12 protein-coding genes and 1 pseudogene are annotated in these 13,623 nt (G+C 55.2%); 12 read left to right on the forward strand and 1 reads right to left on the reverse strand.

Translation table 11 applies throughout. The features are described from left to right. The first annotated feature begins 26 nt into the window (after window positions 1-26). The 8 genes and pseudogenes from tsaD (at window position 27) to L1I42_RS16415 (ending at window position 7,213) form a co-directional block, all read left to right on the forward strand. Window positions 27-1,109 carry a tRNA (adenosine(37)-N6)-threonylcarbamoyltransferase complex transferase subunit TsaD gene (gene tsaD / locus L1I42_RS15860; protein WP_236115721.1) on the forward strand — a complete coding sequence of 361 codons (1,083 nt, stop codon included), beginning with the start codon at window positions 27-29 and terminating at the stop codon, window positions 1,107-1,109. Next, entirely contained in the window at window positions 1,106-2,098 is a 993-nt protein-coding gene (locus tag L1I42_RS15865; protein ID WP_236115722.1) for an NAD(P)H-dependent glycerol-3-phosphate dehydrogenase, read from the forward strand. The genes tsaD and L1I42_RS15865 overlap by 4 nt, the downstream gene beginning before the upstream one ends. Window positions 2,099-2,110: 12 nt before the next feature. Further along, entirely contained in the window at window positions 2,111-2,401 is a 291-nt protein-coding gene (locus L1I42_RS15870) for a YciI family protein (RefSeq protein WP_236115723.1), read from the forward strand. Window position 2,402: 1 nt separating this feature from the next. Next, window positions 2,403-2,819, forward strand: a complete 417-nt coding sequence (locus L1I42_RS15875) for an EVE domain-containing protein (RefSeq protein WP_236115724.1) — start codon at window positions 2,403-2,405, stop codon at window positions 2,817-2,819. Between the two features lie 145 nt (window positions 2,820-2,964). Beyond that, window positions 2,965-3,303, forward strand: a pseudogene (locus tag L1I42_RS15880) (DUF1761 domain-containing protein); the annotation flags it as partial. Window positions 3,304-3,599: 296 nt separating this feature from the next. Further along, window positions 3,600-4,112, forward strand: coding sequence for a PAS domain-containing protein (locus tag L1I42_RS15885; RefSeq protein ID WP_236115726.1), 513 nt, complete (start codon window positions 3,600-3,602; stop codon window positions 4,110-4,112). After that, window positions 4,087-5,673 carry a methyl-accepting chemotaxis protein gene (locus tag L1I42_RS15890; RefSeq protein ID WP_236115727.1) on the forward strand — a complete coding sequence of 529 codons (1,587 nt, stop codon included), beginning with the start codon at window positions 4,087-4,089 and terminating at the stop codon, window positions 5,671-5,673. The genes L1I42_RS15885 and L1I42_RS15890 overlap by 26 nt, the downstream gene beginning before the upstream one ends. Window positions 5,674-5,755: 82 nt before the next feature. Then, the gene (locus L1I42_RS16415; RefSeq protein WP_369413110.1) at window positions 5,756-7,213 is read left to right on the forward strand and encodes a cryptochrome/photolyase family protein; all 1,458 of its coding nucleotides are present in this window, start codon (window positions 5,756-5,758) and stop codon (window positions 7,211-7,213) included. Here the strand turns inward: L1I42_RS16415 and L1I42_RS15900 are convergent. Beyond that, window positions 7,202-7,378 (reverse strand): DUF1674 domain-containing protein, encoded by a 177-nt coding sequence (locus L1I42_RS15900; protein WP_236115729.1) that lies wholly within the window; start codon window positions 7,376-7,378, stop codon window positions 7,202-7,204. The two genes, L1I42_RS16415 and L1I42_RS15900, sit on opposite strands and share 12 nt — an antisense overlap. A gap of 132 nt (window positions 7,379-7,510) precedes the next feature. Here L1I42_RS15900 and htpX point away from each other — a divergent pair, with 132 nt between their 5' ends. From htpX to purH, 4 genes are all read left to right on the forward strand, one after another. Further along, a complete protein-coding gene (gene htpX, locus L1I42_RS15905; RefSeq protein WP_236115730.1) occupies window positions 7,511-8,512 on the forward strand; it encodes a zinc metalloprotease HtpX in 1,002 nt (333 codons plus the stop codon). A gap of 6 nt (window positions 8,513-8,518) precedes the next feature. Next, complete coding sequence (locus tag L1I42_RS15910) at window positions 8,519-9,829, forward strand: RsmB/NOP family class I SAM-dependent RNA methyltransferase (protein WP_236115731.1); 1,311 nt, start codon at window positions 8,519-8,521, stop codon at window positions 9,827-9,829. A 97-nt stretch (window positions 9,830-9,926) separates the two neighbouring features. Continuing rightward, window positions 9,927-11,588, forward strand: coding sequence for a heparinase II/III family protein (locus tag L1I42_RS15915; RefSeq protein WP_236115732.1), 1,662 nt, complete (start codon window positions 9,927-9,929; stop codon window positions 11,586-11,588). A 156-nt stretch (window positions 11,589-11,744) separates the two neighbouring features. Beyond that, complete coding sequence (gene purH / locus L1I42_RS15920; RefSeq protein WP_236115778.1) at window positions 11,745-13,313, forward strand: bifunctional phosphoribosylaminoimidazolecarboxamide formyltransferase/IMP cyclohydrolase; 1,569 nt, start codon at window positions 11,745-11,747, stop codon at window positions 13,311-13,313. Window positions 13,314-13,623 lie beyond the last annotated feature (310 nt).

The following is a 13,623-nucleotide window of genomic DNA, read 5'->3' on the forward strand; positions in this document are numbered from 1 at the left end:
CATGAAGGCTTAGCGAAATCAAAGCTATGGGGCAAGCAACAACCACCATTCTGGGCATTGAGACCAGTTGCGACGAAACCGCCGCCGCCATTGTGCGCCGCCATGGCAATGGCCGCGCTGAGATTTTGGCGAATATGGTGCGCTCCCAATTTGACGAACACAAAGCCTTTGGCGGTGTTGTACCGGAAATCGCTGCCCGCTCCCATGTGCAATATATGGATCATATTGTCGCGCAAGCGCTTGAGCAGGCGGGGCTTGGCTTTGGCGATTTGGATGCGATTGCGGCCACGGCGGGGCCCGGGCTGATTGGCGGTGTGCTTGTGGGGCTGACCAGCGCCAAGGCAATGGCCTATGCCCATGATTTGCCGCTGTTGGCGATCAATCATTTGGAGGGTCATGCCTTAACCCCGCGCCTGACGGATGGACTTGAGTTCCCCTATCTCTTGTTGCTGGTGTCGGGCGGGCACAGCCAATTTGTGCTGGTGAAAGGGGTCGGCGATTACGAGCGCTGGGGCACCACCATTGATGATGCGCTGGGGGAAGCGTTCGACAAGATGGCGAAGATGCTCGATCTGGGTATGCCTGGGGGGCCGCAGGTGGAGCAATGGGCAAAAAAGGGCGACCCGACGCGGTTTGATTTTCCCAAGCCCTTGCTGAAAGAAAAGCGGCTGGATTTTTCCTTCTCCGGCCTCAAAACTGCAGTGCGGTTGGCGGCAGAAAAGGCTGCGCCCCTCAGCGATCAGGATGTGGCCGATATTTGCGCCAGCTTTCAGGCGACCATTTTGAAAATTTTGGACAATCGCTGCCGGCTGGCCCTGGCGCGGTTTCAAACTGAATTTCCCGATCTGCCGCCGCGGCTGGTGGTGGCGGGCGGTGTGGCCGCCAACCGCGCCATTGGCCAATTGCTGCAGGATTTGGCGGTGGAATATGGTGCTGAACTGGTGGTGCCGCCGATTCAGTTGTGCACAGATAATGGGGCGATGATTGCCTGGGCGGGGATCGAGCGGTTTAATCTGGGCGCACAGGACGGGCCTGACTTTCAAGCACGGCCCAGATGGCCACTGGATGAGACGGATATGGCGCTGGCAGCAAAAGGGGATGCGGTGTGAGTGAGAAATCCATTTATGTGGTTGGCGCCGGGGCCTGGGGCAGTGCGCTGGCGCATACGCTGGGGCTGGGCGGTCGATCGGTGGTGTTGTGCGGGCGCGACGACGTGGCGATCCGCACCATAAATGAAGAGCGCCGCAACCCTCATTACCTCAAAACGGTGGAGATGGACGCGCGTGTGACCGCGCAGCTGGGCTATGACGGTATTGAGGCGGCGCAGGCGGTGTTGCTTGTGGTGCCAGCGCAAGCCAGCCGCGCGGTGTTGGCGGAAATCGGGGCGGACCGGTTGGCAGGCCAATCCATTATTCTGTGTGCCAAGGGGCTGGAGAAAGATACGCTTAAACGGCAAAGCGAAATTTTGGCCGAAGCCTGCCCCACGGCACATGCTTTTGTCTTGTCCGGACCCAGTTTCGCGGTGGATGTGGCGCAGGGCAAGCCCACGGCGGTGACGCTGGCGGGCAAAAGTCTTGCGGCAGCGCATGAGATTGTTGATCTGTTGGCGGGGCCGACCTTTCGCCCCTATTCCAGCGACGATATTGTCGGCGTGGAATTGGCCGGGGCGCTTAAAAACATCTATGCGCTGGCTTGTGGCGCGGTGGATGGGGCCGATCTGGGCCTTTCCGCCCGGTCTTCGATTATGGCGCGGGCCTTTGCCGAAATGGGGCCGCTGGTGGAGGCCATGGGTGGGACCAAGGAGAGCCTGAATGGTTTGGCCGGGCTGGGGGATTTGACCCTGAGTTGTACGGCGCGGGAATCGCGCAATTTTGACTTTGGCTATCGGCTGGGCGCGGGCGAAAGCGTGGATGAAATTGTGGCCTCCGGGGCGAAGCTGGCGGAAGGCGTGCATTCCAGCCCAGTAGGGCTAGCGTTGGCGGAAAAATATGGCGTTGAAGCCCCGATAATCAAAGCGGTGAACGCGCTGCTGCGCGGGGAAGCACCGATTGACAGTCTGGTGGCGCAATTGATGAGACGGCCCTTGCGGTCAGAATAGACGGAGAGTGATATGTATTTTGTGATTTCGGGGCGGGATCGCCCGGACGCGCTGGAAACCCGCAAAGAAACGCGGGCCGCGCATTTGGCCTATTGGCAGGATCTGGGCGATCAGCTGAAATTGGCCGGGCCCTATCTCGACGAGAATGGCAATCCCACCGGTAGTTTGATCATTATTGATGTGCCGTCCATGACCGCGGCGCGCACCTATGCCGAATCAGATCCTTATGTGACCCAGGGCGTTTTTGAGTCAGTCGGGGTGACTGAATGGAACTGGGCCATTAACCCACCGGAGAACAAGTAAAATGGCGTATTGGTTGTTTAAAAGCGAGCCCAACACATGGGGCTGGGATGATCAGGTAAACAAGGGCGCGCCGGAAGAATGGGATGGCGTGCGCAATTATCAGGCCCGCAACAATATGCGGGAAATGAAAGTCGGCGATAAAGGCTTTTTTTATCACTCCGTGAATGAAAAGCGGATCGTGGGCATTGTGCGGGTGACCGCCGAAGCCCATCCGGACAGTACGACTGATGATCCGCGGTGGGAGTGCGTTGATATTGAGGCCGTGGAAAGTCTTGAAACACCGATCACTTTGGAAGATGTAAAGCAGCATCCGGACCTCAAAGATATTGTATTGGTCAACAATTCCCGGCTTTCTGTTCAGCCAGTTACTGAAAAAGAGTGGAAAATTATTTGCAAAATGGGTGGCGTGAATCCATAGTTCTTGCTGAGTGCCAATAAGGCACTCATCTCATCTTTTCTGGGAGGGTAAAAAGATGACTCATTTTGCAGATGTGAACTGGTTGGCTGTGTTGCTGGCCGCTGTGGGCAGCATGGTGCTGGGCATGGGCTGATATACTGCCCTTGGCAAGCAATGGATGAATGCTTTGGGCAAAACCAGAGAAGAGCTGATGCCCGATGGCAAAGCTTCGCCCATGCCGTTCATCATCGCCGGTGTGTGTCAGTTGATTATGGCTTATTTTTTGCTGTTGCTGACGCGTTCGATTGTCGACACCAGCGCCACAGATATCCAAATCTGGGACGCAGTGATGATCGGCGCGCATATGTGGTTTGGCTTTATTTTGACCTCAATGGTGCTCAACCATGCTTATCAGGGCCAAAAGGCGAGCCTGACTGTTATTGATGCAGGCTATTTGATGGGGGTGATGATCGTGCAAGGCGTGATATTGGGGCTTCTGGCCTGATTTGATCTTTCGCTCTAGCTGACTAAAGCTGGCTTGCGTCATTTTGCCGCACGCGCTTGGCGCGGCGGCATTTTTAATGAATTTTTAATGGTTGCAGCTGTAACCAGCCTGAAGAAATCAGGTTTTTGTAACCATCCCACCGGTCTGTAGTGTTTAAGTAAAGCCGATGTTTTGTTTTTGAAAAATGCTTAAATTCGGTTCTTGTTTATTCGATTTTAAACATATGAATCAAGAATTCGATGAATCAGGATTTTTACGTACTTAAAGTTTATTGACCAAGCCATTTTGAGGTGCTCATGCTTGTCGCTGAAGGTGCACAGCGTCCATTTGATCCTGACCGGATCGTGGTCTCCAAAACAAATCTTAAAGGTCATATCCAATATGCCAACCGGATGTTTCTGGATTTGGCGGAATATGATGAGCGTGACTTGTTGGGCCAGCCCCACAATGTCATTCGTTCACAGGCCATGCCGCGGTGTATTTTCAAGCTGCTGTGGGACCGGTTGATGGCGGGCCGCGAGGTTTTTGCCTATGTGGTCAATGCCACGAAAAACAACAATCATTATTGGGTGTTTGCCCATGTGACCCCCAGTCGCAATGCGCGGGGCGAAGTCACCTCTTATCACTCCAACCGTCGGCATGCGCGACCTGAAGCAATCGCCAAAATCAGCGAGATTTACGCAATGCTCCTGGCGGTTGAGGGCAGCCATCAGAACCGCAAAGAGGGGCTGAAGGCCTCTACGGAAAAACTTGAAGAAATACTGGCTGAATTGGGCATGGATTATGACGAATTCGTATTCACTCTCTAACATTTTTCGCGCGTTGAGCGCGCTCGCCGCCTTGTTGTTTGCCGGTATCATTTGCCAGTTTGTTCAAACGCCCCAATGGTTTGAGTTAATCCTTGGGACGGCCGCCCTGCTGGTGCTGGGCTTTATGGCGCATCAGCTATTGTGTGTGCGGGGCTTTATCGGCAGGCTGAAGAATACGGCCGAAGAGCTGCGGCAAGGCAATTTTGATGCCCGTCTGACGGCAGTTGGCGCCAAGGGTGAGTGCAGCGATGTCAAAGATACATTCAACGACATGATTGATGTAGCGGATGCCTTTGTGCGCGAGAGCTATTTGGCGATGCAGGCGGCCAGTGAGGGGCGCTATTATCGCAAGATCCGCAAAGAGGGCATGTTGGGCGCCTATTCACATGCGGTGGATGGCGTGAATGCGGGGATCGACCGGATGGGCGACTTTGCCAACATGTTGGAAACGCTGCGTTGTGAAATTGGCGAAGTCGTGAATGCTGCGGTTGAAGGCGATCTGAGCAAGCGGGTGCGGGCTGATTTCGGGGATGAAGGCCTCAATCAGCTGGGCCGAAATGTCAATCAATTGATGGAAACGATTGATCAGGGTATTTCCGATACCGGCGAAGTTTTGTCCTATTTGGCCAAGGCGGACTTATCCAAACGGGTGAAAGGCGATTATCAAGGTGCGTTCGCCCGGCTGCGCGATGACACCAACAAGGTGGCTGAAGAACTGACCAATATTATTGGCGGATTGCGCTCAACATCCGGGGCCCTGAAGACAGCCACCAGCGAAATTCTTTCCGGTTCCGACGATTTGGCAGCCCGCACCATGCGACAGGCGGCGACGTTGGAGCATACGTCTGCGGCCATGCAAGAGATTGCCGATATGGTGCAAGCCAATGCCCAGCGGGCACAGGAAGGACATCAGGGATCGCTGCGCACACAGGAAGTGGCCCAGCGCGGTGGCGAGGTGATGCGCGAAGCCAATGCGGCCATGCAGCGAATCAATGAAAGCTCAAAGCAAATCTCCACCGTGATTGAATTGATCGACAATATTGCGTTTCAGACAAATCTGCTGGCTCTGAATGCGTCAGTTGAAGCGGCGCGGGCTGGCGAAGCCGGTAAAGGCTTTGCTGTTGTCGCGGTTGAAGTGCGGCGCTTGGCGCAAAATGCGGCAGAAGCATCCAATGAGGTCAAGACCCTGATCGAAAAGAGCACAACCGAGGTGGATAGCGGCACGGATCTGGTGGCGCGTGCTGGTCGTTCGCTTGAAGAGATTGTTGAATCTGTGGCCAGCTTTTCCACGCTGGTGAAGGATTTTGCACAGGACAGCCAAGTTCAGGCAGAAAAAATTGAAACCCTGCACAGCTCCGTGCGGGAGATGGATGAAACCACCCAGCACAATGCGGCTTTGGTGGAAGAGACCAATGCAGCAATTGAGCAAACCGAGGGCCGGGCCAGTGATTTGGACCAGGTGGTCAAGCGCTTTAAGACGAGCACTGGCGAGCTGGTTGCGGTTAAGATGGTGCCTGGTACGTCCACACCGAGGCGATCAGCGGCCAATCAGGTGGCCTGATCGCCACAAGGACTTTGTCGAATAATGATCTGAACATAACCCTCATACGTTCGTTCTATGGATGAAAGTATGAGGGTTTGTTGTGAGTCACCAAAAGCAGAAAATTGCCATTTGTTGGTTTCGTCGGGATTTACGGTTGACGGACAATCCCGCCCTTTGCGCGGCTTTGGACCATAATGTGCCAGTGCTGCCGATCTTTATAGACGATCAGGGCGTGGGCGATCAGCCGCAAAATGGCGGGGCCTCCAATGTCTGGCTGCATCACAGTTTGGCGGCCTTGCATCAGGATCTGCAGGATCGGCTGGTGCTGTTTAAGGGCGCGGCCCGCGATGTTTTCGAGCAATTGGCAGATCAATTCGAGATTACGGCGGTGCATTGGAACCGCATGTATGAGCCGGCGCCGATTGCCCGAGACAAAGCCCTCAAGCAGTGGCTCACCGATCAAAATATTGAGGTTGAGAGTCATAATGGCAGTCTGCTGTTCGAGCCCTGGACCATCGAGAAAAAAGATGGTGGGCCGTATAAGGTCTTCACCCCCTTTTATCGAAAAGGTTGCCTGAATGCTGAACCGCCTCGTACGCCGCTGAAAGCCCCGGATAAGGCCAGTTACGTTGGTAAAAAGGTTGATGGCGCGGTTGGTCTGGATGATCTCAAACTGTTGCCAAAGCTGAAATGGGGTGCCACCATTTGTGAGGGGTGGGACATCAGCGAGGCGGGTGCCCGTGCACGCTGGGACCGGTTTGTCGAGGACGGGCTCTATAATTATAAAAAGGGCCGTGATCGTCCGGACAAACAGTTTGTGTCCCGGCTTTCGCCCTATTTGCATTATGGACAGATTTCGCCACATCAATTGTGGGCAGCGCTGGATCATTATGATCAGGACCAGAATGTGGCGCACTTCCGTTCAGAGCTGGGCTGGCGCGAGTTTTCCGCCTATTTGCTCTATCACTTCCCGACCCTGCCGGAACAAAATTTTCAGCCCCAGTTTGAAGGCTTTACCTGGTCGAAGAACGAAGAATTTGTGCGCCGCTGGCAAAAAGGGCAAACCGGCGTGCCCATTGTGGATGCGGGAATGCGTGAGCTTTGGACCACCGGCTATATGCACAATCGGGTGCGCATGATTGTTGCCTCTTACCTGACGAAGAATTTGCGACAGGATTGGCGCGACGGTTTGGCCTGGTTCGAAGACACCTTGTTCGATGCGGATCTGGCCAGCAACAGCGCGTCTTGGCAATGGGTGGCGGGCACCGGCGCGGACGCGGCGCCCTATTTTCGCATTTTCAACCCGGTGTTGCAGGGCGAGAAGTTCGATCCGGAGGGCGACTATATTCGTGCCCATGTGCCCGAACTGCGCGACGTGCCCAAGAGCTATCTCTATGCCCCGTGGGACGCGCCAAAAGACATGCGTGAAAAATATGGGTTGGATGGCTCCAATTATCCCGAGCCGATGGTGGATCTAAAGCAATCGCGCAAAGACGCGCTGGCCGCTTATGAGCACCACAAAGAGGCGCGCGCCGAATCGAAAGAATCAGAAATCTGAGGCAATGCCTTTATTTTCCCAGTCGCCATAGCGTGCTGGATCAGGCCCCTTTTTGCCGTTGATCTCTTTGGGGGCCTTTTTTTGTTTTGCATCAATTTCAGCCCGTCGGGCCTTGGCTTCGGCCAGGGCCTGTTCAGCAATTTTGGGGTCAGGCTTTTTTTCCATTGGGTCCTCATTTCGCCCGCAATTTGACCTAAGCATATTAGAACAGGCAATTGGGTCGCGCAAATTTTCCCGCTGCGACCACTTGCCTCCAGCTGCGAACATGCCCATTTAATGGTCGGAAAGGACATTCAGATGGTAAATGCGATCAGAACCACATTTTTGCTGGCGGTTTTAACCGGGCTGTTTATGGCGATTGGCTTCGTCATTGGCGGCCAGGGCGGCATGATGCTGGCCTTGTTGATGGCGTTGATGATGAATTTGTTTTCCTTTTGGAACTCCGACAAAATCGTGCTGCGCATGCAAAATGCAAAAGCGATCAGCTATCAGCAATCGCCCGATCTGCATGAGATGGTGGATCGCCTGTCGCAAAATGCCGGCATTCCCTCGCCCAAAATCTATTTGATCCAAAGTGATCAGCCCAATGCATTCGCCACCGGGCGCAACCCGGAAAATGCGGCGGTGGCCGTCTCAACGGGGCTGATTAAGCTGCTGAATTATGACGAGATTGAAGGGGTGGTGGCACACGAATTGGCGCATATTCGTTCGCGCGATACACTGACCATGACCATCACCGCCACCTTGGCCGGGGCCATCTCCATGTTGGCGCAATTCGGCCTGTTTTTCGGGGCGCGCAATAATAATTCGCCGATCGGGCCGATCGGCTCGATCCTAATGGTGATCGTGGCGCCGCTGGCCGCCCTGCTGGTGCAAATGGCAGTCAGCCGCGTGCGCGAATATGAAGCGGACCGGGATGGGGCCGAGATTTGCGGCAACCCCGAAGCACTGGCGCGGGCGCTGGATAAGATTTCCAATTACGCTAAGCAAATTGCCAATCCTTATGCGCGCCGCGCACCGGGCATGGCTCATATGTTCATCATTAACCCTTTGGTGGGCCAGCGGGGTGACAATTTGTTCTCGACGCACCCCGACGTCAAAAACCGTATTAAGGCTTTGATGGATATGGCCCAATCGATGCAAATTGCCCAAAATGATCAATGGCCCCGTTCTCGCCATATTGAAGCGCAACAAGCGGGCCAAACCACGCACCGCGCAGGTGCAGCAGGTTGGCGGGTGCCCAGCACCACGTCTGATCAGGATGAACAAGACAATTCTTCTAAAGGGCCTTGGGGATAGGTAAATATGTCAGCAAAAACCAACACCGCCGGATTGGCTGTTCGGCGGGCCGCGGCGCAGCGCCTGCAACTGGTGCTGACCGGCGCGCCCTTTATTCCGTTTGGCGCAGCAGATTTTGAAGACGGGCGCGAGCGGGCATTGGCCAATCGGCTGGTGACCACCGCACTGCGGCGGCACGGGCAGATCAATAAAGTGCTCGACAAGGTGTTGGAAAAAGGTACCCCCAAACGCGCAGGTCTGTTTGAGCCCGCCATTCGGCTCGGCATTGCACAGCTTTTGTTCTTGCCTGAACTGGGTGACCATGCGGCGTTGCATTTGGCGGTGGAAACCATCAAGCGCGACCGGCGCGCCTCGCGCTTTGCCAAGCTGGCCAACGCAGCCCTACGCAATGTGCAGCGGCAGGCGGAGAGCTGGCCGTTGCGGGCACAGGATCTGGTGCCGGACTGGATGTTTGCGCGCTGGACCAAGCGCTATGGCGAAACCCAGGCCTTGCGTATGGCAGAAATGGTGTTGGACCAGCCGCCCCTTGATCTGGTGTTCAAAAAAGGCGTGCTGCCTGAACAGGATGAGGCGGGATTTGCGCACATTGCGCCGCTATTGCCTCAAAGCTATCGTCTTGCAGAGCGCGAGGCGAGCGTGGCAGATTTGCCGGCCTATGAAGACGGGCAATGGTGGGTGCAAGATTTGAGTTCAACCTTGCCCGCGCGGCTGGCCGGACCATTGGAAGGCAAGAAGGTGCTTGACCTTTGCGCGGCGCCGGGCGGGAAAACCGCGCAGTTTTGCGATTTGGGCGGGCTTGTGACCGCAGTCGAAATTGAAAAAGATCGGCTGAAACGATTGCAGGAAAATCTGACGCGGCTGAATTTCCACGCCAAATTGTTGGAAGCCGATGTCACCCAGCTGGATGGCGCGGGTGAATTTGACGTTGTGTTGCTGGACGCGCCCTGCAGCGCCACAGGCACTTATCGGCGGCATCCTGAAGTGTTGTGGCACCGCAAAGAACGTGATTTTGCCCAGCGGGCCGGGCTGCAGGCGGAAATGCTTGACGCGGCGGCGAAAAGGGTGGCCAAAGACGGACAACTCATATATTGCACCTGTTCCTTGGAGCCCGAAGAGGGCGAGAATCAGATTGAACAGTTTTTGGATCGGCATCAAGAATTTGTACTGGCGCCCGTTCAGGCAGATGATTTGCATGGCTGGTCGGCACCGATTGATGTGAAGGGCTATGTGCGCGCTTTGCCTTGTCTTGAGTTGCCCAATGGGTGTACAGGCGGCACGGATGGCTTTTTCGCTGCCCGATTGCAACGTGTGGCATAATCAACTCGATCTATTCAAAAACTGTTTGAAACGCATTTTGGGGGTCCATAGCCAGGGTCGCAAATGCTATCCTGTTGGCTAGAAAGAGTTTGGGGTTTTGAATTTGGTCATTGCGGCGGGGCAAATTTGGAAACGTGCATATGCGGCGGTGATGGATTCCTTTGTCACCAGCCCCTTGTTCCGTTGGACATGGGCCAGCGGCCATATTGGCGTGGTGGCGTCCAAATTTGCCGAAGTTCGGGCGGCCGATCATTTCAGCATTAAAGACATGATGGCGGGGCGCTATGTGCTGGGCAACAAGCAGATCGATACCCAAGGCATCAGCCCGTTTGCGGTTGAACATGCGTCGCCAAAATGGCTTGAGGAATTGCACAGTTTTTCATGGCTCTACCATTTCACCGCGGCCCGGGACGAAGGGGAAAAACGCTTTGCGATGACCTTGGCGCTCGATTGGGTGGCCCGCTATGGACAATATGATCCAAAGGTTTGGGACAGGGCAACGACTGCGCAGCGCGTGATCAACTGGGTCAAGCATTTCGAGGTGCTCACCTATGGGGCCAACGAAAGTCAGCGCGAAGCCATTGTATCATCGCTGTTGCGGCAAATTCAGTCACTCGAGGTGCGGCGCAGCTTTGAAACCCAACCTCATATACAGGCGCTGATCGAGCTTGCTTTGTTGGGGGCCGCCATGTCCTTGGGGCGGGACACCAACGATATCATCCTGATGATTGATCATTTGAATGATACATTGGATGCGCAGCTGAGCGATTTCGGGTTGCATTTGTCGCGTTCGGGTGCGGTGCATTTCAATCTATTGTTGAATTTGGTCAGCGTGCGGCAAGAACTGGCCACGTTTTCGCCTGAAGGCGCAAAGCGGTTTTTGGCGATCACCCGAAAAATGTATGCCGCGCTGGGCGCGCTGACCCTGAGCAATGGCGATCTGGCCTATTTTAACACCACTGGCCAAATTGCCCATGAGGACAGTTTGGCCTTGGCCGCACGCAGCGCCACAAAATCCGTATTTGGCGAATCGCGCATGATGGGCGGTTTTGGCATCTTGCTCGGGGAAGAGGCGAAACTGATTGCAGACAGTGGCAAGCTGGCCTCCGCCGACATGGTGGGATTCATGATGGCCGGGGCAGGCAGTTTTGAATATTCCCACCGCAATGATTTGATTGTTGGCAATTGCGGTCCTGGCGATGCAGATATGGGGGATGACGCGCAATTGTTCAGCCTGCCCGCGGCCCATTCCGCATTGGAGTTGGATTATCACAACACCCCGCCATTTACCAACAAGAAGCTGATTTCTGACTTCATTGCCGCAAATGGCGATGGTCCTATGCAGCTGGATCGTGACGAAAACAGTTTGGTGTTCAAAAATGCCGGCTATGAAGCATTGACCGGGGTGACCCATAAGCGCGTGCTGACGGTGCTAGCACATCAGGGAGACGCGCTGGTGGGGCAGGATATGCTGACTTGCGACTTGGCTCACAAGAATGCGCCGGATCAGTTCTTGTTGCGCTTTCATCTGGGGCTGGGTGTTGTGGCCGAGTTTAACGATGCAGGCAATATGATTGAATTGACTTTACGGTCTGGTGCCAAATGGCTTTTTCTGTATGAGGGCGCGACGGCCATGATTGAAGGCAGTGCGCGGCAAAATCTGCGTACCGGCCTGGCTCCAATTCAGCAAATTGTGCTGCATGGCACCATCCAGCCGCACATTGATGTGGCCTGGTCCTTTGTGCCCGAGGGGCAATAAGCTGCCCGATTTGCCCGTATAGGGGCAAAAATGGCCAAAAGTGGTTTCAAAATTTGCTAGGGCGTGCTAGCGAGACGGCGAATTTTATGCGCTATGGCCCATTGTCATGGCGCAAATTCTGGCCAAGCGCACAAGATTGGGGGTCTAAACGTGACCATGAAACGCGCCTTACTCTCTGTATCCGATAAAACTGGTATTGCCGAATTCGCCCGGGGCCTTGTCGCCCAGGGGATCGAACTGGTCTCGACCGGTGGCACCCGCAAATTGCTGGAAGAAGAACAGATTTCGGTGATTGATATTGCCGAGCTGACCGGCTTTCCCGAAATGATGGATGGGCGGGTGAAAACCCTGCATCCGAAAGTGCATGGCGGGCTTCTGGGCGTGCGGGACAATGAAACGCACAAGAGCGCGATGCGCATTCACCAGATTTCGCCGATCGATCTTGTGGTGGTCAACCTTTACCCCTTTGCAGAAACCGTGAAAGCCGGTGCTGACTATGAGACGGTGATCGAAAATATCGATATTGGCGGTCCTGCCATGATCCGCTCTGCCGCCAAGAACCACAATGATGTGACCGTGGTGGTGGATCCAGCCGATTATGATGAGGTGCTGGCGCAGATTGCGTCGGAAGAGGGCATTAATCTGGCCACCCGCAAAAAGCTGGCGGCCAAGGCCTATGCGCGTACCGCAGCCTATGATTCTGCGATTTCCAACTGGTTTGCCAAAGTGCTCGAGCATGACGATATGCCTTATCGCAGTTTTGCCGGCAAGCTGGATCAGGTGATGCGCTATGGCGAAAACCCGCACCAATGGGCCGCCTTTTATAAAGATGGGTCTGACCGGTTTGGCGTGGCCAGCGCCGAGCAGGTGCAGGGCAAGGCACTCTCCTACAATAATATCAGCGATACAGATGCTGCGTTTGAGCTGGTCTCGGAGTTCGATCCCAAGGACCATGCGGCAGTGGCGATCATCAAGCACGCCAATCCATGTGGTGTGGGCCTGGGCGCAGACTTGTCCGAGGCCTATGATAAGGCACTGGCTTGTGATCCCGTTTCAGCCTTTGGGGGCATCGTGGCGCTGAACAAAGAGATTGACGAAGATGTGGCGCAAAAGATCATCGAGGTCTTTACCGAAGTGATCATTGCGCCCTCTGCAACGCCGCAGGCGCTGGCGATTTTTGAAAAGAAAAAGAATTTGCGACTTCTGCTCACCGGCGGCCTCGCCAATGTGAAAGAAGACGGGCTGATGGTGAAGTCGGTTTCTGGCGGCATGCTGGTGCAATCGCGCGACAATAAGAGCGTGCATGATTGTGAACTGAAAGTGGTAACCAAGCGCCAGCCAACCGAAGCGGAGATGGCCGACCTGAAAGTCGCGGCCATTGTGGCCAAGCATGTCAAATCCAATGCGATTATCTATGCAAAGGATGGGGCAACGGTTGGCATTGGCGCCGGGCAGATGAGCCGGGTCGATTCCGCCCGCATCGCCCACCGCAAGTCCAAAGACGCGGCGAAAGCCCAAAAGCTTAAAGGCGCACTGACCAAGGATTCAGTTGTGGCGTCAGACGCCTTCTTCCCCTTTGCTGATGGGTTGAAATCCGCTATTGAGGCCGGGGCCACTGCGGTGATCCAGCCGGGCGGTTCTATCCGCGATGATGAGGTGATTGCCGCGGCTGACGAAGCGGGCATCGCCATGGTCTTCACCGGCATGCGCCACTTCCGGCATTGATAATCTTGTGGCCGTCCCGGCCCTGAGCCGGGACCAACATTTTTGTGGTAAGGAAGTCGCGAGTAAGATCAGTGGGGCATTTTTTACTGCCCCGCTTTTTTAACGCTTGTGCGACGCAGGCTGGCTGGCGTCCATGGTGCCCCGGCTCCTATTTTTGCCGCCACCGGACATTGCGTGTCTGTCCCCGGCACCCCCGGCTTTATTGCGCGCCGCCACCGCTCGCTTCGCTCCCGTCCCCGGCAGCTCTTCCATTTAAGGCGCCGCCGTCGCTCACAGCGCTCGCTATCCCGGCACCCCCGCCATTTTTCAC

It is taken from the genome of Maritalea mediterranea (assembly GCF_021568695.1).
In the GTDB taxonomy this organism is placed as follows: Bacteria; Pseudomonadota; Alphaproteobacteria; order Rhizobiales; family Devosiaceae; genus Maritalea; species Maritalea mediterranea.

Bases quoted from the DNA above. Each gene is read 5' to 3' on its own strand.
- L1I42_RS15885 (WP_236115726.1), top strand. From the start codon at position 3,600: ATGCTTGTCGCTGAAGGTGCACAGCGTCCATTTGATCCTGACCGGATC.
- L1I42_RS15870 (WP_236115723.1), top strand. From the start codon at position 2,111: ATGTATTTTGTGATTTCGGGGCGGGATCGCCCGGACGCGCTGGAAACC.
- purH (WP_236115778.1), top strand. From the start codon at position 11,745: ATGAAACGCGCCTTACTCTCTGTATCCGATAAAACTGGTATTGCCGAA.
- tsaD (WP_236115721.1), top strand. From the start codon at position 27: ATGGGGCAAGCAACAACCACCATTCTGGGCATTGAGACCAGTTGCGAC.
- L1I42_RS15900 (WP_236115729.1), bottom strand. From the start codon at position 7,378: ATGGAAAAAAAGCCTGACCCCAAAATTGCTGAACAGGCCCTGGCCGAA.
- htpX (WP_236115730.1), top strand. From the start codon at position 7,511: ATGGTAAATGCGATCAGAACCACATTTTTGCTGGCGGTTTTAACCGGG.
- L1I42_RS15875 (WP_236115724.1), top strand. From the start codon at position 2,403: ATGGCGTATTGGTTGTTTAAAAGCGAGCCCAACACATGGGGCTGGGAT.
- L1I42_RS15890 (WP_236115727.1), top strand. From the start codon at position 4,087: ATGACGAATTCGTATTCACTCTCTAACATTTTTCGCGCGTTGAGCGCG.
- L1I42_RS15910 (WP_236115731.1), top strand. From the start codon at position 8,519: ATGTCAGCAAAAACCAACACCGCCGGATTGGCTGTTCGGCGGGCCGCG.